Origin of the sequence: Sphingomonas sp. GC_Shp_5 (assembly GCF_026540855.1) — a bacterium.
GTDB lineage: Bacteria > Pseudomonadota > Alphaproteobacteria > Sphingomonadales > Sphingomonadaceae > Sphingomonas.
On record NZ_JALNUP010000001.1, the window covers coordinates 313060 to 337432 of the forward strand.

The following is a 24373-nucleotide window of genomic DNA, read 5'->3' on the forward strand; positions in this document are numbered from 1 at the left end:
ACCCCAGCTTTTGCTGGGGTGACGGCTTTGTTCGGTTGGCGCGGCGGTGACCGCGCCCCATCTGGAGCGGGTCACGGCAAAGGACTTCTTGATGATCGACCTGCATTACTGGCCTACCCCCAACGGCCACAAGATCACGCTGATGCTCGAGGAGACCGGGCTCGATTACCGGATCTTCCCCGTCAACATCGGCAAGGGCGAGCAGTTCGCACCCGACTTCCTGCGCATCGCACCCAACAACCGCATGCCCGCGATCGTCGATCATGCGCCAGCCGATGGTGGCACGCCGGTGTCGGTGTTCGAATCGGGGGCGATCCTGCTCTATCTCGCCGAGAAGACCGGGCGGTTCGGCGGCGACGGCCTGCGCGAGCGGGTCGAGATCACTCAATGGCTGATGTGGCAGATGGGCGGGCTCGGCCCGATGCTCGGCCAGAACCATCATTTCAGCCGCTATGCGCCCGAAAAGCTGCCTTATGCGATCGAGCGCTACGTCAAGGAAACCAACCGCCTCTATGGCGTGCTCGACCGGCGGCTGGCGGACCACGACTTCGTTGCCGGCGACTATTCGATCGCGGACATGGCGGCCTATCCGTGGATCGTGCCCCATGAGGCGCAGGGGCAGCGGCTGGAAGACTTCCCCAACCTCGCCCGCTGGTTCGCCGCGATCGCCGCGCGGCCGGCGACGGTGGCGGCTTATGCCAAGGGCGAGGCGGTCAGCGCCGGTACCCAACCGATGACCGACGAGGCGAAGAAGGTGCTGTTCGGCCAGACCGCGCGCTGATCCGTCGCAATCAGGGGACCGAGCCGTGACCGACCTGCCCGCCACCATCGCGTTGCTCGAACGGCAGGACGACGGGTGGCGTGGCGAGATCCCCGCCAACTGGCTGCAGGGGCGCACCGCGTTGGGCGGCCTGTCGTCGGCGCTGGCGCTGCACGCGGCGCAGCAGGCGGAGGCGGACCTGCCGCCGCTGCGCTCGGCGCTGGTGGCGTTCATCGGTCCGTTGTCGGGCGCGGTGACGGTCCGCGCGACGCGGCTGCGGCGCGGGCGCAACGCCGCCTTCGTGCAGGCAGATGTGTCGAGTGAGGCCGGCCTCGGCCTACGCGCGACCTTCGTGTTCATGGCGCCGATCGCCTCGACGCTCGACCACCGCGGCGGCGAAGCGCCCACGGTGGCGGCGCCCCGGCCGGGCGATCCGATCAGCCGCGGGCGGCCGGAGATCGCCTTTACCGGCAATTTCGCCATGCTCGATGCGCCGGCGGAACTCGCCGGGCCGGCCGAATGGCTGCGCTGGGTGCGGCTGGAGGGACGTGCGGGGCTCGACCCGATGGTGGAACTGATCGCGGTGGCCGATGCGCTGCCGCCGGCGGCGCTCAAGCTGCTCGGGCGGTTCGCGCCGCTGAGCTCGATGACCTGGCAGCTCAACCTGCTGACCGCGCAGCCGCGCACCACCGATGGCTGGTGGCTGCTCGGCGCGCGCACCGATCATGCCCGCGACGGCAACTCGAGCCAGCGGATGACGATCTGGAACGCCGATGGCGTCGCGGTCGCCGAACAGATGCAAAGCGTCGCGCTGTTCGGCTGATGGCCGGCCGATGGTGCCGGCGCGACAGGTTGCGACAGTTTCGCCGCGCGCCCGACACATGGATGCGACATGGCGCCGGCATAAGCCTCAGCATCGGGCAGCGGAGGGGCCGCGCCTGTTCGGAGACGTACACGTGATGCGCAAGACCATTCTCACCCTCGCGCTCGCCGTCGGCGGGTTGGCGGCGGCAGCGGGCAACGCCCAATCGAGCGACACCGGGCCCGACGCGGTGCGGCCGCCGCGCGGCGGACCGATGATGCGGGCCGATGCCAATGGCGACGGGGTGATCACCCACGCCGAGGCGATCGCCGACGCCGAGGCGCGGTTCGCGGCGATGGATAGCAACAAGGATGGCCGGATCACGCCGGACGAACGCCAGGCGGCGCGCGAGGCGATGCGCGCGCACTTTCGCGAGCGCGCCGGCGCCGATGGCGACGCGCCGCCCCCGCCGCCGCGCGGGATGGGATCAGGCGACCGCGACGGCGACCGCGAGATCACCCGTGCCGACTATATCAAGCGCGCCGCCGAGCGGTTCGACCGAATGGACGCCAACCACGACGGCAGGCTCGATTCGGGCGAGCTCGCGCGGATGCGGCCGATGCGCGGGCCGCGTGGCGGTGGCGACATGCCGCCGCCGCCCCCGGCACCCGCCGACGCGGGCTAAGCGAAACGCGCCGGGCGGATGACCTGCCCGGCGCCTCGTTGACGCGCGCGCCAAGATCCGCTGGGCAGGAGGCCATGCCATGCTACACCCGCACGCCATGGGAGACATGCCGCACCTGTTGCTCGTCGACGACGAGCGCTCGATCCGCGAACCGCTCGCGCACTATCTCACCAAACAGGGGTTTCGCGTCACCCAGGCGGGTGATGCCGAGAGCGCGCGGACCAGGATGGCGGCCTATGCGATCGATCTCGTCATCCTCGACGTGATGATGCCGGGCGAGGACGGCCTCAGCCTGTGCCGCCACATCGCCGAGACCAGCGACACGCCGGTGATCCTGCTGACGGCACGCGCCGAGGAGACCGACCGGATCGTCGGGCTCGAGATGGGCGCCGACGATTACGTGGTGAAGCCGTTTTCGCCGCGTGAGCTCGCCGCCAGGGTCAAGGTGGTGCTGCGGCGGCTGACCGCGGGCGGCGCGCGCCAGCATGCGCCCGAGAGCGGCTCCTATGCCTTTGCCGGCTGGGTGCTGCGCACCGGCGAGCGCGCGCTGGTCGATCGCGACGGGGTGTCGGTGCCGCTGTCGACCGGCGAATATAATCTGCTGCTCGCGCTGGTGACGCGGCCGCGCCAAGTGCTGACCCGCGACCAGTTGCTCGATCTCACCCAGGGCCGCGAAGCGGCGGCGTTCGACCGCGCGATCGACAATCAGGTGAGCCGGCTGCGGCGCAAGATCGAGGGCGACGCCAAGACGCCGGAGATCATCAAGACGGTGTGGGGCGGCGGCTATACGCTGGCGGCCGAGGTGACGCGGCTGTGAGGCGGCCGTGAACGCGCTTCGCCAGCGGCTGCGGCCGCGCAGCCTCGCCGCGCAGATCGCGCTGCTGGTCGCGATCGCGCTGTTCGTCGCCCAGGGCATCAACTTCGCGCTGCTGCTGCGCGAACGGCGTTCGCTGCGGCTCGAGCAGGTCACCGGGCCGGTGGTGGCGCGGCTGATCGATGCGAGCGACCCCGATCCGCGCGACGATCGCCGCGGGCGGGTGCGGCGCGTCGCCACCAACCCGATCGATCCGCGCAGCCCGCGGGTGCCGGTGGTGGAGCGCGCGCTCGACGAGGCGCTGACCGAGGCGGGGATCGCCCATGGCGCGATCGTCACCGGGTTGCGGCCGCTGTCGCGCGACGACCACAGCGTGCGCCGGCTGCCGCCGCGACGGGTGGAGCGGTTCATCCGCAGCGGCGCGCAGCTGCAGATCGCGGTCGCGCAACCCGGCCATGGCTGGCTGGTGCTCAACTCGCTGTGGCTGCGCGACGACAGCGACCTGGTCTGGCGGCTGATCGGGCAGACGGTGATCCTCTACGTGGTGGTGCTGGCACCGCTGCTGCTTGCCGGGCGGCGGCTGTCGCGGCCGCTGAGCGCGCTGACCCAGGCGGCGGAGCGGTTCGGGCCGAGCGACAGCAGCGAGCCCCTGCCCGCGCGCGGACCCGACGACGTCGCGCAGCTGATCGCGGCGTTCAACGCGCTGCGGCTGCGGGTGACGGCGATGCTCGACGAGAAGGACCGGATGCTTGGCGCGATCGGCCACGACCTGCGCACCCCGCTCGCGGCGCTGCGGGTGCGGATCGAATCGGTCGAGGACGATACCGACCGCGCGCGGATGGTGGAGACGATCGCCGAGATGAACCGGACGCTCGACGACATCCTCTCGCTCGCGCGGCTCGGCCGCCCGAGCGAGGCGATCACCGAGGTGGATTGCGCGGCGCTGGTCGACGCGGTGGTGGAGGATTTCCGCGACCTCGGCCAACCGGTGAGCTTCGTCGAGGCCGAGCGCCTGCGGATGCGGATGCGGCCGTCGCTGATGCGACGGGCGCTCCGCAATCTGATCGAGAATGCGGTGAAATATGCCGGTGCCGCCGAAGTCTCGCTCGAGCCCGGACCGCAGCAGGTCGCGATCACCGTCGCCGACCGCGGGCCGGGCATTCCCGAAGAGCGGCTGGGCGACGTGTTCGAGGCGTTCACCCGGCTCGAGACCTCGCGCAACCGCGACACCGGCGGGATCGGCCTCGGCCTCGCGCTGGCACGGACGATCGTGCGCGAGGCGGGCGGCGACATCAGCCTTGCCAACCGTGCCGGCGGCGGGCTGGCGGCGACGATCACCCTGCCCCGCCGCTAGCCGGCGAACGCCCTCGGGCGTCAGTCCTCGCTGATCTGGCTGTGCGTCCTGGTGTCGCGCATGCGCAGATAGACGATCAGCGACACGCCGATCATCGCGGTGACGTACCAATAGAAGCCGCGCTCCATGCCGGCGTTCTTGAGCCACAGCGCGACATATTCCGCCGTGCCGCCGAAGAGGGTATTGGCGAGCGCATAAGGCAGCGCGACGCCGAGCGTGCGGATGTGGGCGGGAAACAGCTCGGCCTTCACCACCGCGTTGATCGACGTATAGCCGGTGACGATCACCAGCGCGCCCAGCACCAGGGCCCAGGCGAGCACCGGGCTGGTGACGTGCTCCAGCGACAGGAAGATCGGCACGGTGCAGATCAGCCCAAGCACGCCGAAGCCGACCATCAGCGGCTTGCGCCCGATCCGATCCGACAACGCCCCCGCCGCCGGCTGCAGCGCCGCGTAGAGCGCGAGCGCGGCGGTCATGATCCAGCTCGCCGTCTCACGGCTGAAGCCGCTGGTGTTGACCAGGAACTTCTGCATGTAGGTGGTATAGGCATAGAAGGCGAGCGTGCCGCCGGCGGTGAGTAGCAGCACCGTGAACGCTTCGCGCGGGTGATCGCGGAACAGGATCCAGCCGCTCGACCTGGGCTTGCCGTCACCGCTCACGTTCTTGAACGATTCGGTCTCGAGCAACCCGCGGCGGATGCGGAACACGACGATCGCGAGCAGCCCACCGATGGCGAACGGGATCCGCCAGCCCCAATGTTCGAGCTGCGCCTCGCTGAGCGTGTTCTGGAGGATCAGCAGCACGCAGAGCGCGGTCAGCTGGCCGCCGACCAGCGTGACATATTGGAAGGACGAGAAGAAGCCGCGGCGGTTCTTGCCCGCCATTTCGCTGAGATAAACCGCCGAGGCGCCATATTCGCCGCCAACGCTGAGGCCCTGGAGCAGGCGCGCGAGGACCAGCAGCGCCGGTGCGCCCCAGCCGATCGTCGCATAGCCTGGCGTCACCGCGATCATCAGCGCGCCGACGCACATCAGCGTCACCGACAAGGTCAGCGCCGATTTGCGGCCGTGGCGATCGGCATAGATGCCCATGATCCAGGCGCCGACCGGGCGCATCAGGAAACCGACCGCGAAGATCGCGGCGGCGTTGAGCAATTGCGCGGTGGCGCTGCCCTTGGGAAACATCACTGGGGCAAAATAGAGCGTGAAGGCGGAGTAGACGTACCAGTCATACCATTCGACCAGATTGCCCGCCGAGCCGCCGAGGATCGAGCGGAGCCGATGCTCGGGTGGCGGTGCGCCTGCCGGTGCTGCGGTGGCCATGATCGTCTCCCTCGGTTTGGGGGTATACCTAGAGTATGATGACCTCGGTCGAACCACCTAATCCGTTCGCCCTGAGCTTGTCGAAGGGCATGAGACCCACAGTGCTTCGACAAGCTCAGCACGAACGGATCAATCCCCAGTCCACGTGCTCTACGTGGCTTGCCCGGCGGTGCCGTTGCTGATCGCGGGTGAAGACGTGGACCCCGAACGAGCTCAGCGCGATGGGGAAGATGGGGCGGCGTTGGCCCCTCTTCGCTATCCTAATATTGCGTCGTCGAATACGGCCGCGCGGTCTTGGCGGTGGCCCAGCTCTTGTTGGGGGTGGCCTGCATGGTGAAGCGTAGCTCGCCGCCAGCGACGATCTCCTCGTGGCGGATGTAGCTACGGGTCAGCGGCTGCCCGTTGAGGGTGACGCGGCCGATGTAGCGGTTGGTGTCGCTGAGCCCGTCGGCGATCACGGTGAAGCGCTTGCCGTTGGGAAGGTTGAGCGCGGCGCGCGGCGCGAACGGGCGGCCGATGACATATTGGTTGCTGCCGGGCGTGACCGGATAGAAGCCGAGGCTGGTGAACACGTACCAGGCCGACATCTGGCCGAGATCGTCGTTGCCGGCGAGCCCGTCCGGCGTCGGCTTATACTGGCTGTCGACGATCTGCTTGAGCCGCTCCTGGGTGCGCCAGGGCTGGCCGGCGAGCGCATAGAGATAGGCGACGTGATGGCTCGGCTCGTTGCCGTGGATGTACTGGCCGATCAGCCCGGCGATATCCTCGGCGTGGCTGTAGTCGAGCTTGCTGTTGTCGTAATCGAACATCGCATCGAGCTTGGCGACGACCTTGCGGTCGCCACCGAGGATGCGGAACAGCCCGCCCTGATCCTGCGGCACGAACCAGCTATACTGCCAAGCATTGCCCTCGGTATAGTCCGAGCCATAGTTGATCGCGGTCGGATCGAACGGCGTGCGGAAGCTGCCGTCACTCTTGCGCGCGCGCAGGAAACCCGATTTGGCATCGAAGCTGTTGCGCCAGTTGCCGGCACGTTTGTCGAACCGGTCGGCGATGTCGGTGCGCCCGAGCGCACGGGCCATTCGGGCGATGGTCCAGTCGTCATAGGCATATTCGACCGTCTTGGACGCCGCCTCGGGCTCCTTGTCGATCGGCACATAGCCGCGCTTGATATACTCGCCGAGGCCGCCGTAGGGCGCGTAATCGGCAGAGGCGACCATCGCATCGAGCGCGGCATTGGCGTCGAACCCGCGCAGGCCCTTGAGATAGGCGTCGGCGATCACCGGCACCGCATGATAGCCGATCATCGTCCAGGTCTCGCGGCCGTGGAACTGCCAGATCGGCAGAATGCCATAGGGGCTGTAGCGCTGGCTCGCGAGCAGCGACTGGACGACGTCGCTGGTGGTGCGCTCGGGCTGGATCAGCGTCAGCAATGGATGCTCGGCGCGGAACGTATCCCACAGCGAAAAGGTCGACCGGAAGGTATAGCCGGTCGCCTGATGAACCTGATCGTCGGGCCCGCGGAAGCGGCCATCGACATCGCCAAACACGCTTGGCGCGAGCAGGCTGTGGTAGAGCGCGGTATAGATGTTGGTGCGGGTCGCGGCCGGTGCGTCAAGCTCGACGGCGCCCAGCGCCTGATCCCAGGCGGTGTGGGTCTGGGCGCGGATCGTGTCGAAGTCGCCGGGTTCGCCCTCGAGATTGGCGAGCGCGCCGGCGGCATCAACGCCGGAGATGGCGACGCGAACCTCCAGCGGCTTGGCAAGCTTGCCAAAATCGAGCCGCGCCTCGAGCGCGCGACCGAGCTTTTCGGCGACCTCGTCGCTGTCACGGCTCGGCCCCTGGAAGCCTTTGTAGGGCACCTTGGTGTCGCGATCGACAAAGGCATGGCCGGTCAGCGGTGCCGAGAAGCGCATCGCGAAGAACAGTTTGCGGCCGGGCGCCCAGCCGCGGGTCTCGCGCATGCCCGTCACGGTGCCATCAGGCAGCAGCCGCAGCGACGACCACAGGATCTTGCCAGGATAATCGTACAGCGACGAGCGCAGGTCGATCACCAGATGCGCCGCCTTGCCACGCGGAAAGGCGTAGCGGTGGAGGCCGACGCGGGTACCCGCGGTGAGCTCGGCGCGAACACCGCTGTCGGCAAGGGTGACCGCGTAATAGCCGGGCTTGGCAATCTCGGTGGCGTGGCTGAAGCGCGAGCGATAGCCCGAGGTCGGCGTGGTGGGATCGCCGGGATCGAGCGACACCGTGTCACCCACCGCCGGCATCACCAGGATATCGCCGAGATCGGAATGGCCCGCACCGGAGAAATGGGTGTGGCTGAAGCCCTGGATGGTAGGATCGTCGTAGCGATAGCCGGCGGCATGGCCGTAGCATTTGCGGATCTCGCAGCCGGTGTCAGTATCCGGGCTGAGCTGGACCATGCCGAACGGCGCGGTCGCACCGGGAAAGGTATGCCCCTCCCCGCCGGTGCCGATCAACGGATCGACCGCGTCATAGGGCGACACCGCGGTCTGCGCGGCGAGCGGGGTGGCGGCGAGCGCCGGGAGCAGCGAAGCGGCGGCGAGCAGGACGACGGATAAGCGCATCACCGCCTTAGAGCAGGCAAGGTCGGCGCTGAAAAGCCCGTCAGCGCTGCTTGTCGGCCTCCTTGGCGGCGACGATCAGCCGGCGTCCGGTTTCATCCGCCGATTCCGGCGTCATCGACACCGCGACGCCGTCCGGCCCGTCCAGCAGCACCTCGCCCGATTCCGCGGCAGCGACGCCTGGATCGGTCTCCGGGGTTTGGGGCACGCCAGTGTCGGAGTCGGCGTGGTCGTGCTGCTGGCCGAGCATGTGCGTCATCACCGATGTTCTCCATAGAGATAGCCGGGTTCGAACTCGGCTATCTGGGCCAAACGCTTGGGATCGAGAATGGTCACCGCACCGCTGCGAAACAACAGCACGTTCGCTTCGCGGAGCGCCTTGAGCGTGCGGTTGACATGAACACCGGTGAGCCCGCAGGCCTCGGCGAGATCGGGCTGGGTGAGCGGCAGCTCGAAGCGGCCGTCGCTCGCCAGCCCGACCATCTCGAGCCGGCAGTTGAGCTCGCAGAAGAAGTGCGCCAGCCGGCCTTCGGCGCCGAGCCGGCCGAGGCGGAAGATCCACTCGCGGTGCATCGCCGCGTCAATCAAGGTCGCGAACCACAGATGGCGGGTGAGCCGCGGATGGCTGGCGGTGAGATCGGCGAGCACGCGATGCTCGAACATCGCCACCGTGACCGGCCCGAGCGTGCCGACATCGTGATCGAGGCGCTTGAGCGGAAAGGCGTGAAGATCGATGAAGTCGCCGGGAACATGGACCGAGACCAACTGGCGATGCCCCTCGCGGTCATCCATGTTGCGCGCGACATAGCCCTCGATCAGCAGCATGCTGACATCGAGCGGCTCGCCGGCGCGCACCAGCTGATGGCGCGCCGGGTAGCGGCGCACGGTGCCGACTGCCGCCTCGAGCGCGGCCTTCTCCTCGTCCCCCATCTCGTCGCGGCCGCGCCCGAGCAGGAAGCGCCGCGTGATCGGCTCGCCAAGGGTGGTTGCGAGCGTAATCCGGTCGGTTACGTCATGTGCCATGTTCGCCAGCCTCACCTTGCCATGATGGCGCGGCGAGCCAAGCCTATTCCGCCGCGCATGGCAACGCTTCCGTCACACGCGGCTGCCCCTGGCCGATTTCCGCGGCGAACCAGGCGACCGTCTGGCGCAGGCCGTCGGCGAGCGGCACGCGCGGTGCCCAGCCGAGCAGCGTGCCCGCACGGGTGATGTCGGGGCGGCGGCGGCGCGGGTCGTCGACCGGCAGCGGCATGGTCACGGTGGATGCCGTGCTGCCGGTGAGCGCGACCACATCGGCGAGCAGCTCGTTCACGGTGAGCTCGACCGGGTTGCCGAGGTTGACCGGGGAGAGCCCGTCGAACTCGCTGTCCATCAGCGCGATCAGCCCGGCGACCATGTCGGACACATAGCAGAAGCTGCGGGTCTGGCTGCCATCGCCATAGATGGTGATCGGCTCGCCCGACAGCGCCTGGCAGATCAGGTTGGAGACGACGCGGCCGTCATCGGGGTTCATGTTGGGGCCGTAGGTGTTGAAGATGCGCGCGACGCGGACCTCGGCGCGGCCCATCCGCGCGAAATCGAACGCCAGCGCCTCGGCGGCGCGCTTGCCCTCGTCGTAGCAGGCCCGCGGGCCGGTGCAGTTCACCCAGCCGCGATAGCCTTCCTGCTGGGGATGGACCTCGGGATCGCCATAGACCTCGCTGGTCGAGGTGAGCAGGAAGCGCGCGCCCGCGGTTTCGGCGAGGCGCAGCAGGTGGCTGGTGCCGACGACGTTGGTGAGCATGGTGTGCTCGGGGTCAGCCTGATATTGCGGCGGCGAGGCGGCGCAGGCGAGATTGTAGACGCGCGTAAAGCGGCTCGCGCGATCGGTGACGGCGGCGGGCAGCGGGTTGACGACATCGGCCTCGACGAACTCGAAGTGCGGATGATCCTCGAGGCTGCGCAGATTGGAGGGCCGCGCGGTCTGCAGATTGTCGAGGCAGACGACATGCTCGCCGCGATCGAGCAGCGCCTTGCACAGATGCGAGCCGATGAAGCCGGCGCCGCCGGCGACCAGGGTGAGCGGCGTCTCGGTCATGGTATTCCCCTTGTTGTTCTGTTCTGCGGCGGCGGTGAGATAGGCGTCGAGTTCGGCGGCGCGATGGTGCGCGGTGTGGGCGGCGAGGACGCGGGCGCGCGCGGCGTGGCCGAGCGCCGTGGCGTCCCGCTCGAGCGCGGCGACGACATCGGCGGTGGTGTCGGCGAGGATGATCTCGCTGCCGGCCGCGAAGATCTGGTCGAGCCCCTCCCACCGATCGGAGATGATCGGCGTGCCGCAGGCGGCCGCCTCGAACAGGCGCACCGAGGGCGACCAGCCGGCGGCGATCATGTCGGCGCGGGTGACGTTGAGGTTGAAGCGCGACGCCGAATAGAAAGCGGCATGGTCGGCGGGGGGCAGATGCTCGATCCGCTCGACGTTGGCGGGCCAGTCGATATCGGCGGGATATTGCGGGCCAGCGACCGCGAAGCGCTTGTCCGGGCAGGCGCGGGCGACGTCGATCAACAGGCGGGTGAGCGTCGGCTGGCGATCATCGCTATAGGTGCCGAGATAGGACAGGTCCCAGCGCAGCGGCACGTTGAGCGGGCGGTAGGCGTCCGCGTCGACCGAGCAGTAGAGCGCGTGGGCGGCGGGTGAGCCGAACTCGCGCTCGAGCCGGTCGAGCGTCGGGCCGCCAGTGAAGGATAGGTAGACGTCATAGCCCGGGATCACGGCGGGCGAGAGATACTCGAAATCGTCGCGGGCGAGCTTGGCGAGCGTCACCGGCGTGTCGATGTCGTAGAAGGCGGTGACGCCCCGCGCCTCGCGCTGGACGTAGCGGCCGACCGCGACGCCCTCGGGCACGTAGGAGCCGACGATCACCGCATCGGCGCCGGCGATCTCAGGCTGCCAGCGTTCCAGGTCCTGCAAGTCCTGGTAATATTCCAGCCGGCAGAAATCGGGGCTTGGCAGGTCGCGGTGATCGCCGGCGTACCAGGGCACCTCGCGCTCGAGGAACAGGATGTCATGGCCGCGCGCGGCATAGGCGCGGAGCAGCGCACGAAAGGTGGTCGCATGGCCATTGCCCCACGACGACCCCAGGCTGAGACCGAGGACGACCAGCTTCATGCGGCCACGCTCGCGCGATGGTGCTGGAACAGCGCGTCGACCTCGGCACCGCGCAGGTCATAGGTATGCTCGGCGAGCACCTTGGCGAGCGCGGCCTGGCCGATCGCCTCGGCGCGCTCGGGGGTGAGGCCGGCGAGATGCTCGGCGACATCCTGGCCGTCGCGCGCGACCAGCACTTCCTTGTCGGGGATGAGGAACTGCTCGATGCCTTCCCAGGCATCGGTGATCAGGCAGGCGGCGGCGCCGGCCGCCTCGAACACGCGGGTCGCCGGCGAGAAGCCGATATGCGCCATCGAATCGCGCGCGACGTTGAGCACCGCGCGCGGCGTGCAATTGAAGGCGTTGTGCTCGGCGGTGTAGACATGGCCGCGGTGGCGGACGTTGGCGGGCATCGCCTTGCTGTCCCAGCCGTTGCCGCCGATCAGGAAGCGCTGATCGGCGAGCAGGGCGGCGGGCTTGAGGAAGAACTCCTCCACCCGCGCCTCGCGATCGGGCAGGCGATTGCCGAGGAAGGCAAGGTCGCAGGCAAAGCGCTCGTCGCGCGGCACCGGATGGTGGGTCTCGGGATCGAGCGCATTGTAGACGGGCACGCACTGAGCGGCGCCGAAGCCGGTATAGGCGTCGATCACCGGCGGGCCGCCGCCATAGGTGAGCACCATGTCGAGATCCGGCAGCGCGCGGAGCACCGGGTGGGAAGCGTCGGCGCGCATCTCGTCGAGCGTCGCCGCGGCGTCGACGTCCCAGAAGATCTTGAGCGCGCCGGGGCGGGCATGCTCGACGATGCCCGCGAGCAGCTCGGCATCGAACACGCCGACGCCATTGGCCTTGACGACGATGTCGGCGCCGGCCGCCTCGGCGAGCACGCTTCGCAGGGCGTCGTGGGTCGCGGGGTAGACCACCGACTTGGCATAGGCCGGCGGATCGATGTCGCGATGCTGCTGGCGATCGAAGGCGTCGGGTTCGTAGAAGGTGATGTCATAGCCGCGGGCGTGGAGCGCCTTGAGGATGCCGCGATAGTAAGTGGCGGCGCCGTTCCAGTAGCTCGACACGAGGCTGGAGCCGTAGAATGCGATCTTCATGCGGCGTCTCTCTGTTGGGCGCGGTTCTGGAGGGTGGCGACGATGGCGAGCAGCTCGTCGACGCGGTGACCGCAGGTGTGGCGGGCGAGAATGGTCTCGAGGCCGGAGACGACGAGTGAGGCCCTAAGTTCACTATCTTCGCGCATAGCGCGCAACGCCGCGGCCATTTCGTCCCCGGAACGAACCATCAGGAAGTCACTGTTAAGGCGGAACAATCCCTCGGAATCGTCCCAGGGCGCCGAGACCAAGGGGATGCCGCAGGCGAGCGCCTCGAACACCCGGATCGTCGGGATGCCGGGGAGGATCGTCGCATAATAGCGGCGCGGAACGTGGACGGTAGCAAGATGGCCGGCGAACAGCCCCGGCGCGGCGGCGTTGGCGGCCCAGCCATGATAGGCGATGCCGTAGCGCTTGAGCGTCGCCTGCGCCGCGGCGGGGTAACGGACGCCATAGATGTCGAGCGGCAGGCCGGCGGCCTCGGCCGGGCGGAACAGATAATCCTCGAGCTCCTCGGTGCGCTCGCCGTCACCCCAATTGCCGACCCAGACCAGCCCTGCGCGATCCTGCTCGACCAGCGGCGGATGGAAGCGGCGGATGTCGGCGGCCTCGTGCCAGGTCCATACCCGCCCGCCCCAGCCCCAGCCGCGATAGACCTCGCTCAGCGTCTCGCCGAAGGCGAGCACGCCGTCATAGCCCGACAGATCATAGGCCTTCATCGCCTCGGGCTCGCTGACCGCGCGATGATGGGTGTCGTGGAACAGCAGGGTCCAGGGCGCGCCGCGCTTGCGCAGCACACCGATGTCGGCGACCAGGCGATGCTCGTTCCACTCATGGACCAGCACCAGATCGGCGCCATCGACCATCTCGGCGACGTCCGCCTCGGCCGGATAGGATACCGAGCCGAGCTCGGGATAGGCGGCGCGATAAGCATCGAGACCCTCGGGACCATGATCGGCGACGAGGTTGGTGAGGCTCCAGCTGTTCTCGGGGGCGTAGACCCGCACGTCATGGCCGCGCGCGATCAGCTCGCTAAGCACGCCGCGGAGGAAATGGGCGTTGCCGTGGTTCCAGCAGGAGGCAAGGCTGTGGGTGAAATAGACGATCTTCAAGGATGATGCCTCATGCGGCAGCTTGGCGCTGGGGTGGACGGGCAGCGATGACCTCGCGGTAGAGCGCGAGCATCTGGGTGGCGGTGGCTTCGGGGGTGTAACGGACGGCGCGGACGCGGGCGGCCTCGCCGAGCGCACGGCGACGATCGGTGTCGAGCACCAGCGCCTCGATCGCGGTGCACCAGCGCTCGCCGTCGAGCGCGACAAAGGTGGCGGCGCCATCCCACAATTCGCGGAATACCGGATTGTCGGCGAGCACCAGCGCGCAGCCGGCCTGGGCAGCCTCGAGCACCGCGAGGCCGAACGGTTCGAAGCTCGCCGCGGAGACGAAGATCGGCCGCCGGGCGAGGTGCGCGGCGATCGCGTCGGCGCCGAGCTGGCCGAGTTCGCGCAAATGGCTGAGCGCGATCGTCTCGCCATGCGGCCCGCGGGTGGCGCCGGCGGCGAGGAATGGGATCGGCAGCCGCGCGGCGGCGCCGTCGAGCAGCGCGGCGTTCTTCACGCCGTCCCACAACCGGCCGACCGTGAGCGCGACATCCGCCATCGGTGCGGCGGCATCGAAGCTGCGCAAGGGGCTGCGGCCGTTGTGGATCGCCAGCACCGGCCGCGCGAGCTGGTAGTGATCGGCGACGATCGCGGCATAGGCGGCGCTCGGTGCGACGACGCGGTCGACCGCAACCAGGCCATCAGCGGTCAGCGCGCGATGCCAGCGATAGTCGGCGGCGAGCGGCGTGCTCCGCGCATGCGCCCACCAAGTCGCGACGCAGCCATGGGTGACGGCGATCGACGGGATCGGCAGCGTCGCGGCGGCAGCGAGCGTCGGCATGTTGAACTGGACAAGATCGACCGCATGATCGGCAGCGAGCGCGGCGATCGCCAGCCCGGCGGCGCGGACCGGCGCGGCCGAGTCGCACATCCAGTCGAGCGGCAGGCCGGTATCGATCAGGGTGATCGGAGCGAGCGGCCCCCTACCCGTCTGCTCCGGGGGACGCAGGCGCACGGCGGCGGGTGCCGCGGCATGACCGACCAGGGTCGCCCGCTGGTCAGCCGTTGGCGACGGACCCAGCACCGCGACGACGCTCTCCACCCCCTGCGCGGCCAACGCGTGGGCGAGCTCGGTGGTATATTGCCAGACGCCGCCGACCGCATCGGTGGTGAGCAGAAGCTTCATCCGGCGGCGTCGCTCAGCTCCGCCACGGCGGCGCCGATCGGATGGTTGAAGCCGCGTTCGGCGGCAAGCCAGCGGGCCAAGTTGGCGACGCCCTCGCGCCATGGCACCTTGCTACCGAGGCCGAGTTCTGCCTCGGCCAACCGGGTGTCGGCGACGAAGTAGCGCTGGTCGCCGGCGCGCCAGTCCGAGAAGCTGACATCGACATCGCGGCCGATGAGCTGGCCGATATGGCCAAGGAGGACGCGCAGCGACACCGCGTTCGACGCGCCGCCGCCAAGGTTGAACGCCCTGCCCTTGGCCGTATCGATCCGCTGCCAGGCGCCGAGATAGGCATCGACCGCGTCGGACACGTCGAGGATGTCGCGGACCTGATAGCCGTCGCCGTAGAGCGTGATCGGCTTGCCTTCGAGGGCGCGGATCAGAAAGTGGGCGACCCAGCCCTGATCCTCGGTGCCCATCTGGCGCTGGCCGTAGATGCAGCTCATCCGCAGCACCGCGGCGGGCACGCCGAAGCTGCGCGCGTAATCGAGCACATATTGGTCGGCGGCGCCCTTCGACACGCCGTAGGGCGTGTGAAAATCGAGCGGGCGGGCCTCGCCAATGCCATGCGCGCGGATCTCGGGGTCGACCGGCACATAGGTGTCGCCGTCGCGGGCGAAATCGAGATCGGCGAGGTCGCCATAGACCTTGTTGGTGGAGGCGAAGACGAGCGGGGTATCGCGCTTCTTCCGCAAGGCCTCGAGCAGGTTGAAGGTGCCGAGGATGTTGATCTCGAAATCGTCGCGCGGGTTGTCCATGCTGGTCGTCACCGCGACCTGCGCGGCCATGTGGAACACCGCCCGGGCCTCGCCCACCGCGCGGGCGAGCTCGTCATTCTGGCGGATATCGGCCTTGATCGCGGTGATCCTGGCGCCGTGGCGGTCCTTCAGCCACTGCAGGTTGCGCTCGACGCCGGGACGGGTGAGCGCGTCGTAGATCAGCACGTCATGCCCCTGGCCGGCGAGGCGATCGGCGATGTTCGAGCCGATGAAGCCGGCGCCGCCGGTGACGAGGATGGGGGCGTCAGCCGCCATTATGCGACCAGTCCGCGCTTCTCAAGCTCGGCGCGCGCCTTGCTGACATTGTCTTCGGCGGTCTGCTCGCCGACCCATTCGGCGAGCTCGGCGAGGCCCTCGATAAAGTCCTGCCGCGCGGTGAAGCCGATCTTCTCGGCGGCGAGGCTGGTGTCGCAGAAGCAGTGACGGATGTCGCCGATCCGCGCCTTGCCGACGATCTCGGGACGGATGTTGTTCTTGCCCATCGCCTTGGCGAGCGCCTCGGCGACCTGGGTGACCGAGCGATCATGCCCTGAGCCGATGTTGAAGGTCTGGTCGACCGCCTCGGGCAGCACCAGCGCATCGGCGAAGGCGCGCGCGACGTCCGAGACATGGACGAAGTCGCGGCGCTGCTCGCCATCCTCGAAGATCATCGGCTGCTGGCCGTTGAGCAGCCGCGAGGCGAAGATCGCAAGCACGCCGGTATAGGGGTTGGAGAGCGCCTGCCCGGGGCCGTAGACGTTGAACAGCCGCAGGCACACGCCCTCGATGCCATAGGGCTTGGCCATAATGTGGGTGGTGCGCTCCTGGACATATTTGTTGAGCGCATAGATCGAGGCGAGGTTCGGCCGTTTCCACTCTGGGGTAGCGACCGGGGTCAGCGAGCGGCCCTGGGCGTCGACCGGATCCCAATTGGCCATGCCGTCGCGCACCGCGCCGCGCTCGGCATTCTCGACCAGCGCGCCATCGGCGTCGCGATACAGGCCCTCGCCGTAGATCGACATCGACGAGGCGGTGACGACGCGGCGGACCGGGTTGTCGATCAGTTTCTCGAAAAGCACCGCGGTGCCGACGTCGTTGGTGGAGGTGTAGCGCTCGACCTCGTACATCGACTGGCCGACGCCGACCTCGGCGGCGAGATGGATGACGCTGTCGACGCCCTTGAGGGCACGGGCAACCGCGTCGCCGTCGCGGATATCAGCCTTGATCAGCTCGACGTCGTCGCTGAGCAGCGGCGGCCGTTCTACGTCGCCATGGACCTGGGGAATGAGGCTGTCGAGCACGCGGACCTTGTTGCCGCGCCGCATCAGTTCCTCGCCAACGAAGCGACCGATGAAGCCGGCGCCGCCGGTGATCAGAACAGTTTCACTCATGCCTTGGCGATTCCCATATTGATCGAAGTTAACGACAAGACGGCGTGGACGCGTCGACAAGACCAACGCACCATTATTCCCCGCCATCGCTGGACGTTGTACATCCGGAACAATGCACCTTCTTCTTCTTTGTTCCCGGGCGCAAGGAACTTAGAAGCTGCATGAATGGTTTGGCCGCCGTAACGATCGTCGCAGGGGCGATTCCGGAAGCCTGCGGGGGATCAACGTGACGGCGACGCTCTACTTCATCCGCCACGCGGCGCATGGCCATCTCGGCCAGACGCTGTCCGGGCGAATGCCGGGCGTCAGCCTCAGCGACGATGGCCGGGCGCAGGCCGCGGCCTTGGCGCGGCACCTCGCCGGGCGGCGGTTTGCCGCGATCCACACCAGCCCGGTGCAGCGTGCCGGCGAAACAGCCGCGGCGCTGGCGGCGGATCGCGGGCTGGCGCCGAGCGTCGCCCCCGCGCTCGACGAGATCGATTTCGGCACCTGGACCGGGCGCCGCTTCGCCGAGCTCGACGGCGACCCGCAATGGACGCGCTGGAATGGCGAGCGCGGCTCGGCGCGGGTGCCGGGCGGCGAGACCATGGCCGAGGCGCAGGCGCGCGCGACCGGGTTCGCTGCCGCGGTCGCGGCGCGCCACGACGGCGAGGCGGTGGCGCTGGTCAGCCATTGCGACGTGATCCGCGCCGTGCTGGCGGGGTATCTCGGCCTGCCGCTCGACCAGGCGCTGCGCTTCGACATCGATCCCGCCTCGGTCAGCCGCGTCAGCGTCGGCGACTGGGGCCACCAGATCCACTCCATCAACGAGGTAATGGCATGAGCGCACGCGAGGATACCGATCGCGCCCCCGGCAGCCTGCGAGCCCGCGTCGAGGCGCTCGCCCCGTGGTTTCACAACATCGATCTCGGCGACGGCCTGACCACCGCGCCCGAGCATTTCCTCGGCGATTATCCGAGCTTCAAGTTCAAGCGCTTCGCCGAGGCGATCCCGGCGGATCTCACCGGCAAGACCGTGCTCGACATCGGCTGCAACGCCGGCTTCTATTCGGTGGAGATGAAGCGGCGCGGCGCGGCGCGGGTGGTGGGGGTCGACAGCGACGAGCGCTATCTGGCGCAGGCGCGGCTCGCCACCGAGGCGCTGGGGTTCGACGGCATCGAGTTCCGCAACCTTTCGGTCTACGACGTCGCCGCGCTCGGCGAAAAGTTCGACCTCGTGATCTTCATGGGCGTGCTCTACCACCTGCGCCATCCGTTGCTGGCACTGGACCTGATCCGCGAGCATGTCGCGGGCGACCTGCTGCTGTTCCAGACCATGCAGCAGGGATCGAAGGAGGTGTATCCGGTGCCGGACGATCACCCCTTCCACATGCCGGGCACGCACCAGCCGCCGGCGTTCTTCGACGAGCCGGGCTATCCCAAGATGCATTTCATCGAGCGCGAGTTCGCGCACGACTGGACCAACTGGTGGGCGCCGAACGCGGCGGCGAGCCAGGCGATGCTGCGCGCGGCAGGCTTCACGATCGAGGCGCAGCCCGAGAGCGAGGTCTATCTGTGCCAGGTCGCGCCGGTGCCTTATGACGATTATGGGCCGCATGCCGTCTACCCGGCAGCGGGCCCGAACAAGGGGGAATGAAGCGTTGATCGAAGCCGCGATGATCTGGAACGAGCCCAACAACAAGTCGCATTGGGATCCCGAGGTCGACCCCGACTGGACGTTGTTCGCGGACACGGTGATCCGCGCCGGCACCGCGATCCAGGCGGCCAATCCCGCGGTCAAGCGCGTGCTCGGCGGCATGTCGCCGATCGACCCGGCGTGGGTTGAGCGGATGCGCAGCCTCGGCGTGCTCGACGCGGTCGACGTGGTCGCGGTGCACGGCTTCCCGCTCGACTGGAACCTGTGGCCGATCCACGCCTGGCCCGACAAGATCGCCGAGATCGAGGCGGTGGTGCCCGATAAGGAGATCTGGGCGACCGAGGTCGGCGTCGGCTCGTTCGGCGCCGAGGAAGTGCAGCAATTCGGCGTCGCCAAGACCGCCGAGCTGCTGCTCGGCCGGGTGCCGCGGGTGTTCTGGTATTCGCTGTACGACCTGCCCCACGCCTGGGGCGCGACCACGCGCCACCGCGAGGCGGAAGGGTCGAGCTATTACCGGCATTTCTACATGGGGCTGATCCGCGAGGACGGCACGCCGAAACCCAGCCTCGACGATTACGCCAAGGTCGCCGACCGGATGGGGCTGATGCAATGGTTCCATTACCAGGACCCGCGGCTCGACGATGCGGTGACGTGGATGAAGCGGCTCGGCACCCGCAAGCTGCGCACCGGGCTCAGCTGGGCCGACAGCTTCCGCCCCGACGCGATCGACTGGTTCGACCGGCAGATGGCGGCGCTCGCCGATTTTGACGTCACCGTCACCTTCTGCTTCACGCCCGAGCATCTCGGCATCCAGCCGCATCACACCAGCGCCGCGCGCGACCCGCAGCAATTCGCCGATTTCTGCCAGTGGATGATCGAGCGCTATGCGCCCGCGGGCGTGAGCGTCGAGACGGCCGAGCCGGTGGCGGCGTCGGCCTGATCTTCTGGATGAACCGGCTGTTCCTGCGTTGAAGGGTGTACGATTGACCGACCATATGACCGCTGCGGTGCTCGCGGCCCCGCGGACCATCGCCATCGAGGTAGCGCCGCTGCCCTCGCCCGGGGCGGGCGAGGTGCGGATCCGGCTGGAGGGCTGCGGGGTGTGTGCGTCCAACGTCGAGCCGTACGAGGGCCAGCCGTGGTCGACCTTCCCGGGGCAGCCGGGCGGCATGGGGCATGAAGGCTGGGGCGTGATCGACGCGGTCGGCGACGGCGTCGATCCGGCCGCGATCGGCACCAGGGTCGCGGCGCTGTCGGGCAACAGCTTTGCCGGCTACGACATCGCCAAGGCCGATATGGTCGCCCCCCTCCCCGCCGCGCTCGACGGCCAGCCCTTCCCCGGCGAGCCGCTGGGGTGCGCGTTCAACATTTTCCGCCGCGCCGACATCCGCGCCGGCCAGACGGTGGCGATCATCGGCATCGGCTTTCTCGGCGCGGTGCTGACCAAGCTCGCGAGCGATGCCGGCGCGCGGGTGATCGCGATCTCCAGGCGGCAGGAGAGCCTCGACCTTGCCACCCACTATGGCGCCGCGGCAACGGTGCCGATGCACGATCACTGGGCGATCATCGATGCCGTCAAGCAGCTGACCGGCGAGGCGATGTGCGAGCGGGTGATCGAGGCGGTGGGCAAGCAATGGCCGCTCGACCTTGCCACCGCGCTGGTCGGCTTCGGGGGCAAGCTAGTGGTCGCGGGCTATCACCAGGACGGGCCGCGCCAGGTCAACATGCAGGAGTGGAACTGGAAGGGCATCGACGTGGTCAACGCGCATGAGCGCGACCCCAAGGTGCAGATGCAGGGGCTGACCGAGGCGATCGACGCGGTCGCGAACGGCCGGCTCGATCCCGCACCGCTCTATTCGCACCATTATCCGCTCGACCGGCTGGCCGAGGCGCTCGACGCGACGCGCGACAAGCCGCAGGGCTTCGTCAAGGCGCTGATCGACCTCGCATGAGCACCTCAGCTGGACATGACGGCGTGACCAGGCCGCGGGTCGGCTTTCTCGGCACCGGCTGGATCGGCCGCCACCGGATGGCAGCGATGATCGAGACCGGCGGCATCGAGGCGGTGGCGATCTGCGATCCTTCCGCCGATTGCCTCGCCGAGGCAACGGCGCTGGCGCCCGGCGCCGCCGTGGTCGACTCGCTCGAGGCGATGCTCGCGGGCGGCGTGGATGCGGTGGTGATCGCCACGCCGAGCGCGCTCCATGCCGACCAGTCGATCCAGGCACTGCAAGCCGGCGCCGCAGTGTTCTGCCAGAAGCCGCTCGGCCGATCGGGCGCCGAGACCCAGGCGGTGATCGACGCCGCGCACGCGGCCGACCGCCTGCTCGGGGTGGACCTGTCCTACCGGCACACTGAGGGAATGCAGCGCATCGCGCCGCTGGTGCAGGACGGCACGCTCGGCGCGCTGTTCGCGATCGATCTGACCTTTCACAACGCCTATGGGCCCGGCAAGCCGTGGTTCTTCGATCCCGCTCAGTCGGGCGGCGGCTGCGTGATCGACCTTGGCGTCCATCTCGTCGACCTTGCGCTTTGGACGCTAGGCTTCCCCGCGGTCGACGACGTCCAGGCGACGCTGCTCGCCGGCGGCAAGCCGCTGGGGCCAGGCCAAGTGGAGGATTATGCCACCGCGCGCTTTACTGCCGGCGGCGTCGACATCCGCCTTGCCTGTTCGTGGAACCTCCATGCCGGGCGCGAGGCGGTGATCGAGGCAGCGTTCTACGGCACCCATGGCGGCGCTGCGCTGCGCAACGTGGCCGGCTCCTTCTACGATTTTACCGCCGAACATTTCACCGGTACCGGCACCACCCTGCTCGCCGGCCCGCCCGATGCCTGGGGCGCCCGATCGGCCGCGGCCTGGGCCGAGCAGCTCGCGCGCGACGGGCGCTTCGATCCCGCCGCCGACCAGTTCGCACAAAGCGCCACGGTGCTCGACCGCATCTATGGACGTTAACGCAACCGGCGCTACGACGGGGCCGATGCTGGAACCCGGACGCAATTGCTGGCGGATCGAACCCGCCGAGCGCCTCGCCGTGATCGTCGACGCCGATCGTTATTTTGCCGTGGCACGCGAGGCGCTGCTGCGCGCCAAGCGGCGGATCATGCTGATCGGCTGGGATTTCGACGCGCGGATCGACCTGTGCGGCAGCGAGGGCTGCAACGAGGGGCCGCGCCGGATCGGCGAGTTCCTCTACTGGCTGGTCGAGCGCAACCCCGAGCTCGACCTCTACCTGCTGCGCTGGGACGTGGGCGCGGTGAAATCGATGTTTCGCGGCTCGACGCCGTTCACGCTGCTGAAGTGGCTGCGCCACCCGCGCATCCACCTCAAGCTCGACGGCCATCATCCGCTCGGCTCGTCGCACCACCAGAAGATCGTCTCGATCGACGACTGCCTCGCCTTCTGCGGCGGCATCGACATGACCAGCGAGCGCTGGGACACGCGCGCGCACCGCGACGACGATCCTGGACGCAAGCGGCCGAACGGCAAGCCGTACAAGCCGTGGCACGACGCCACCACCGCGCTCACCGGCCGGGCGGCGGTGGCGCTCGGCGAGCTGTGCCGCCAGCGCTGGCAGATCGCCGCGGGCGAGACGCTGGCCCCCGTCACCGACGCCGGCGACTGCTGGCCGCAGGGGCTGGCGCCGACCTTCACCGATCTCGAGGTAGCGATCGCGCGCAGCCAGCCGCCGATGGACGATACCGACGCGATCACCGAGATCGAGGCGCTGTTCGTCGACCAGATCGCCTCGGCGCAGCGGCATCTCTATTGCGAGAGCCAGTATTTCGCCTCGCGCCGGATCGCCGAGGCGATCGCCGCGCGGCTCGGTGATCCGGACGGCCCCGAAATCGTCATCGTCAACCCGCAGTCGGCGCAAGGCTGGCTGGAGCCGCTGGCGATGGACACGGCGCGGGCGCGGCTGATGGAAACACTGCGCCGGCGCGACACCTATGGCCGGCTGCGCCTCTACCATCCGTTCACCCGCGGCGGCGCGCCGATCTACGTCCATGCCAAGATCACCGTGGTCGACGACCGGCAGCTGCGGATCGGATCGGCCAACATCAACAATCGCTCGATGCGGCTCGATACCGAGTGCGACGTGCTGGTCGATGCCGCACGGCACCCCGGCGCGGGGCTGGAACAGGCGATCACCGGGGTTCGCGACGATCTGATCGCCGAGCATCTCGACGTGCCGCCGGCGCGGGTGACCGCGCTGATCGAGCGCACCGGATCGCTGATCGAGACGATCGAGCAGTTGCGCGGCCCCGGGCGAACGCTGGTGCCCTATGAGGTGCCCGACCTGCCGGCGGTGGAGAAATGGCTTGCCGACCATGAGGTGCTCGATCCCGAGGGCCCCGACGAGATGTTCGAAGCGGTGTCGGCGCGCGGGCTGTTTCGCGGCCGACTGCGCCGGCGGGGTTGATCGCGACGGGCGGGGACGGAACGCTCCCGCCCCTCCAGCGCTGTAGCAGCTCGCCCTATTTACCTGATCCCGAAGGACTTTCATCATGGCCGACCAACCCAGCGCGACGCTCTACCGCATGGTCCTGCCCGAGCACGTCTGCCCGTTTGGCGTCCGCGCCAAGCAGATGCTCGAGGGACAAGGCTATGCGGTGGACGACCGGATCCTCGGCTCGCGCGACGAGGTCGACGCGTTCAAAGCCGAGCACGGCCTGGCGACGACGCCGTTGATCGTGATCGACGGCGAGGCGATCGGCGGCAGCGACGATCTGGAGCGCTATCTGGTCGCCAGGGCGGATTGAACCGGCGCCGTCATGGCGGCGGCCGATTGTACGGGCGGCATCTTGCCGCCATGGGGAACATCCTGGCGCCTTCCGGCGCTATGCCTGCCACTGCGGCGACACCGCCGCCGATGAACCACGGAGAACACGCATGGCTGCTGACCGGCTCGATATCGACACTGCAAGCATCCTCGACAACGTCAACGAACGACAGGTAGAATTCGCCGGCGAGGTCGACGCCGAGGAGTATCAGTTCGCGGTGCAATATGATGTGCTCGAAGCGCTGAGCGGCGATGCGCCCGAGGATGACGACGCAGTCGACATGTTCAACCGCTTCTCCGACGCGATCGCCGAGGCAGGCCTCGCCGCCCTCGCCCGCAACAACGACCAGAGCCTGGTGGTGATCAGCGAGAGCGACCTCGAATAAGCGGACACGCTGACGACGGAGACGGACGATGATGGCGAAGACGGTGAAGACGGTGAGTGGATCCGGCGCGATGCTGGTCGCGGCACTGACGCTGGCAGGGTGCGGGAAACCGGCCCCGGACGCGACCGTCGCACCGGCCGCCAGCCCCGCCGCCAGCCATTATGTCGAGACGGTGACGGCGCTGCTGGAGGGGCAGCGCCGCGGCGTGCTGTTCCGCGCGATCGCCGACGCCGGCCACGACTGCCAGTCGATCGTCGACAGCCGCCGCGAAGACGCGGCGAAGGGCCAGGCCGCCTGGTCGGCGCGATGCGCGGACGGGGCCGTCTGGCTGGTGGCGCTGGGTGACGATGGCGTCGCCCAGGTTAGCCAGGCGCGCCCCGCCCGTTAGGCGACCGGCCGTCCGTCTCGGTCAAGGCCGGGTGCTGCGGACTGGCGGCACAAATCGCCGCCGCGCAACACCGCTTTCAATGGTTATCGGTTCTCGGCCGTCACTGCAGCGCACGCTGGAGTCTCGCGCGAACGGTCCCGGGCTTGCCGCACGTCATCCCAGCTGT

General features: G+C 68.7%; 24 protein-coding genes and 1 pseudogene. 14 read left to right on the top strand and 11 right to left on the bottom strand.

The features are described from left to right. Positions 1-91: 91 nt before the first annotated feature. From OXR60_RS01485 to OXR60_RS01505, 5 genes are all read left to right on the top strand, one after another. On the top strand, positions 92-781 hold the full coding sequence (locus OXR60_RS01485; protein ID WP_267393325.1) for a glutathione binding-like protein: 690 nt from the start codon (positions 92-94) through the stop codon (positions 779-781). A gap of 25 nt (positions 782-806) precedes the next feature. Further along, positions 807-1583 carry a thioesterase family protein gene (locus OXR60_RS01490; RefSeq protein ID WP_267393328.1) on the top strand — a complete coding sequence of 259 codons (777 nt, stop codon included), beginning with the start codon at positions 807-809 and terminating at the stop codon, positions 1581-1583. Positions 1584-1719: 136 nt separating this feature from the next. After that, on the top strand, positions 1720-2247 hold the full coding sequence (locus OXR60_RS01495; protein WP_267393330.1) for a hypothetical protein: 528 nt from the start codon (positions 1720-1722) through the stop codon (positions 2245-2247). Positions 2248-2344: 97 nt separating this feature from the next. After that, positions 2345-3064 (top strand): response regulator, encoded by a 720-nt coding sequence (locus OXR60_RS01500; protein ID WP_267393598.1) that lies wholly within the window; start codon positions 2345-2347, stop codon positions 3062-3064. A 7-nt stretch (positions 3065-3071) separates the two neighbouring features. After that, a complete protein-coding gene (locus tag OXR60_RS01505; RefSeq protein ID WP_267393332.1) occupies positions 3072-4415 on the top strand; it encodes a HAMP domain-containing sensor histidine kinase in 1344 nt (447 codons plus the stop codon). A gap of 20 nt (positions 4416-4435) precedes the next feature. Here the strand turns inward: OXR60_RS01505 and OXR60_RS01510 are convergent, their stop codons facing one another. The 11 genes and pseudogenes from OXR60_RS01510 to OXR60_RS01560 all read right to left on the bottom strand — a co-directional run bounded on the left by OXR60_RS01510 (position 4436) and on the right by OXR60_RS01560 (position 17017). Next, positions 4436-5737 (bottom strand): MFS transporter, encoded by a 1302-nt coding sequence (locus OXR60_RS01510; protein ID WP_267393335.1) that lies wholly within the window; start codon positions 5735-5737, stop codon positions 4436-4438. A gap of 260 nt (positions 5738-5997) precedes the next feature. After that, positions 5998-8328: a GH92 family glycosyl hydrolase gene (locus OXR60_RS01515; RefSeq protein ID WP_267393337.1), complete on the bottom strand. Its 2331-nt coding sequence runs from the start codon at positions 8326-8328 to the stop codon at positions 5998-6000. A gap of 40 nt (positions 8329-8368) precedes the next feature. Further along, positions 8369-8584, bottom strand: a complete 216-nt coding sequence (locus tag OXR60_RS01520) for a hypothetical protein (protein WP_346015411.1) — start codon at positions 8582-8584, stop codon at positions 8369-8371. Further along, positions 8584-9348: a Crp/Fnr family transcriptional regulator gene (locus tag OXR60_RS01525; RefSeq protein WP_267393339.1), complete on the bottom strand. Its 765-nt coding sequence runs from the start codon at positions 9346-9348 to the stop codon at positions 8584-8586. The genes OXR60_RS01520 and OXR60_RS01525 overlap by 1 nt, the downstream gene beginning before the upstream one ends. A gap of 43 nt (positions 9349-9391) precedes the next feature. Continuing rightward, complete coding sequence (locus tag OXR60_RS01530) at positions 9392-10402, bottom strand: UDP-glucuronic acid decarboxylase family protein (RefSeq protein ID WP_267393602.1); 1011 nt, start codon at positions 10400-10402, stop codon at positions 9392-9394. 60 nt (positions 10403-10462) lie between these two features. Further along, positions 10463-11470: pseudogene (locus OXR60_RS01535) on the bottom strand (glycosyltransferase); the annotation flags it as partial. Continuing rightward, positions 11467-12549 (bottom strand): glycosyltransferase, encoded by a 1083-nt coding sequence (locus OXR60_RS01540; protein ID WP_267393340.1) that lies wholly within the window; start codon positions 12547-12549, stop codon positions 11467-11469. The pseudogene OXR60_RS01535 and the gene OXR60_RS01540, both read right to left, overlap by 4 nt. After that, positions 12546-13658 (bottom strand): glycosyltransferase, encoded by a 1113-nt coding sequence (locus OXR60_RS01545; protein ID WP_267393342.1) that lies wholly within the window; start codon positions 13656-13658, stop codon positions 12546-12548. The genes OXR60_RS01540 and OXR60_RS01545 overlap by 4 nt, the downstream gene beginning before the upstream one ends. A gap of 10 nt (positions 13659-13668) precedes the next feature. Then, positions 13669-14829, bottom strand: a complete 1161-nt coding sequence (locus OXR60_RS01550; protein WP_267393344.1) for a glycosyltransferase — start codon at positions 14827-14829, stop codon at positions 13669-13671. Further along, positions 14826-15902, bottom strand: coding sequence for an SDR family NAD(P)-dependent oxidoreductase (locus OXR60_RS01555; RefSeq protein WP_267393346.1), 1077 nt, complete (start codon positions 15900-15902; stop codon positions 14826-14828). The genes OXR60_RS01550 and OXR60_RS01555 overlap by 4 nt, the downstream gene beginning before the upstream one ends. Next, positions 15902-17017, bottom strand: coding sequence for an NAD-dependent epimerase/dehydratase family protein (locus tag OXR60_RS01560; protein ID WP_267393348.1), 1116 nt, complete (start codon positions 17015-17017; stop codon positions 15902-15904). Before OXR60_RS01560 ends, OXR60_RS01555 begins: the two co-directional genes overlap by 1 nt. 226 nt (positions 17018-17243) lie before the next feature. On the opposite strand from OXR60_RS01560, the gene OXR60_RS01565 reads away from it, so the two are divergent. The 9 genes from OXR60_RS01565 (at position 17244) to OXR60_RS01605 (ending at position 24207) form a co-directional block, all read left to right on the top strand. Further along, on the top strand, positions 17244-17840 hold the full coding sequence (locus tag OXR60_RS01565) for a histidine phosphatase family protein (RefSeq protein ID WP_267393350.1): 597 nt from the start codon (positions 17244-17246) through the stop codon (positions 17838-17840). Beyond that, positions 17837-18652 carry a TIGR04290 family methyltransferase gene (locus tag OXR60_RS01570; RefSeq protein WP_267393352.1) on the top strand — a complete coding sequence of 272 codons (816 nt, stop codon included), beginning with the start codon at positions 17837-17839 and terminating at the stop codon, positions 18650-18652. Before OXR60_RS01565 ends, OXR60_RS01570 begins: the two co-directional genes overlap by 4 nt. A gap of 4 nt (positions 18653-18656) precedes the next feature. Continuing rightward, entirely contained in the window at positions 18657-19592 is a 936-nt protein-coding gene (locus OXR60_RS01575; protein WP_267393353.1) for a beta-xylosidase, read from the top strand. Between the two features lie 43 nt (positions 19593-19635). Then, positions 19636-20604: a zinc-binding dehydrogenase gene (locus tag OXR60_RS01580; protein WP_267393354.1), complete on the top strand. Its 969-nt coding sequence runs from the start codon at positions 19636-19638 to the stop codon at positions 20602-20604. Then, positions 20601-21605: a Gfo/Idh/MocA family oxidoreductase gene (locus OXR60_RS01585; RefSeq protein WP_267393356.1), complete on the top strand. Its 1005-nt coding sequence runs from the start codon at positions 20601-20603 to the stop codon at positions 21603-21605. The genes OXR60_RS01580 and OXR60_RS01585 overlap by 4 nt, the downstream gene beginning before the upstream one ends. 25 nt (positions 21606-21630) lie before the next feature. Beyond that, positions 21631-23073, top strand: a complete 1443-nt coding sequence (locus tag OXR60_RS01590) for a phospholipase D-like domain-containing protein (protein ID WP_267393358.1) — start codon at positions 21631-21633, stop codon at positions 23071-23073. 85 nt (positions 23074-23158) lie between these two features. Further along, positions 23159-23413: a glutathione S-transferase N-terminal domain-containing protein gene (locus OXR60_RS01595; protein ID WP_267393360.1), complete on the top strand. Its 255-nt coding sequence runs from the start codon at positions 23159-23161 to the stop codon at positions 23411-23413. Positions 23414-23543: 130 nt separating this feature from the next. Beyond that, positions 23544-23819 (top strand): DUF1488 family protein, encoded by a 276-nt coding sequence (locus OXR60_RS01600; protein ID WP_267393362.1) that lies wholly within the window; start codon positions 23544-23546, stop codon positions 23817-23819. Positions 23820-23847: 28 nt separating this feature from the next. Beyond that, positions 23848-24207 (top strand): hypothetical protein, encoded by a 360-nt coding sequence (locus OXR60_RS01605; protein WP_267393365.1) that lies wholly within the window; start codon positions 23848-23850, stop codon positions 24205-24207. Positions 24208-24373: the final 166 nt, after the last annotated feature.

Bases quoted from the DNA above. Each gene is read 5' to 3' on its own strand.
- OXR60_RS01485 (WP_267393325.1), top strand. From the start codon at position 92: ATGATCGACCTGCATTACTGGCCTACCCCCAACGGCCACAAGATCACG.
- OXR60_RS01495 (WP_267393330.1), top strand. From the start codon at position 1,720: ATGCGCAAGACCATTCTCACCCTCGCGCTCGCCGTCGGCGGGTTGGCG.
- OXR60_RS01500 (WP_267393598.1), top strand. From the start codon at position 2,345: ATGGGAGACATGCCGCACCTGTTGCTCGTCGACGACGAGCGCTCGATC.
- OXR60_RS01510 (WP_267393335.1), bottom strand. From the start codon at position 5,737: ATGGCCACCGCAGCACCGGCAGGCGCACCGCCACCCGAGCATCGGCTC.
- OXR60_RS01515 (WP_267393337.1), bottom strand. From the start codon at position 8,328: ATGCGCTTATCCGTCGTCCTGCTCGCCGCCGCTTCGCTGCTCCCGGCG.
- OXR60_RS01520 (WP_346015411.1), bottom strand. From the start codon at position 8,584: ATGACGCACATGCTCGGCCAGCAGCACGACCACGCCGACTCCGACACT.
- OXR60_RS01525 (WP_267393339.1), bottom strand. From the start codon at position 9,348: ATGGCACATGACGTAACCGACCGGATTACGCTCGCAACCACCCTTGGC.
- OXR60_RS01530 (WP_267393602.1), bottom strand. From the start codon at position 10,402: ATGACCGAGACGCCGCTCACCCTGGTCGCCGGCGGCGCCGGCTTCATC.
- OXR60_RS01540 (WP_267393340.1), bottom strand. From the start codon at position 12,549: ATGAAGATCGCATTCTACGGCTCCAGCCTCGTGTCGAGCTACTGGAAC.
- OXR60_RS01550 (WP_267393344.1), bottom strand. From the start codon at position 14,829: ATGAAGCTTCTGCTCACCACCGATGCGGTCGGCGGCGTCTGGCAATAT.
- OXR60_RS01555 (WP_267393346.1), bottom strand. From the start codon at position 15,902: ATGGCGGCTGACGCCCCCATCCTCGTCACCGGCGGCGCCGGCTTCATC.
- OXR60_RS01560 (WP_267393348.1), bottom strand. From the start codon at position 17,017: ATGAGTGAAACTGTTCTGATCACCGGCGGCGCCGGCTTCATCGGTCGC.
- OXR60_RS01570 (WP_267393352.1), top strand. From the start codon at position 17,837: ATGAGCGCACGCGAGGATACCGATCGCGCCCCCGGCAGCCTGCGAGCC.
- OXR60_RS01585 (WP_267393356.1), top strand. From the start codon at position 20,601: ATGAGCACCTCAGCTGGACATGACGGCGTGACCAGGCCGCGGGTCGGC.
- OXR60_RS01590 (WP_267393358.1), top strand. From the start codon at position 21,631: ATGCTGGAACCCGGACGCAATTGCTGGCGGATCGAACCCGCCGAGCGC.
- OXR60_RS01595 (WP_267393360.1), top strand. From the start codon at position 23,159: ATGGCCGACCAACCCAGCGCGACGCTCTACCGCATGGTCCTGCCCGAG.
- OXR60_RS01600 (WP_267393362.1), top strand. From the start codon at position 23,544: ATGGCTGCTGACCGGCTCGATATCGACACTGCAAGCATCCTCGACAAC.
- OXR60_RS01605 (WP_267393365.1), top strand. From the start codon at position 23,848: ATGATGGCGAAGACGGTGAAGACGGTGAGTGGATCCGGCGCGATGCTG.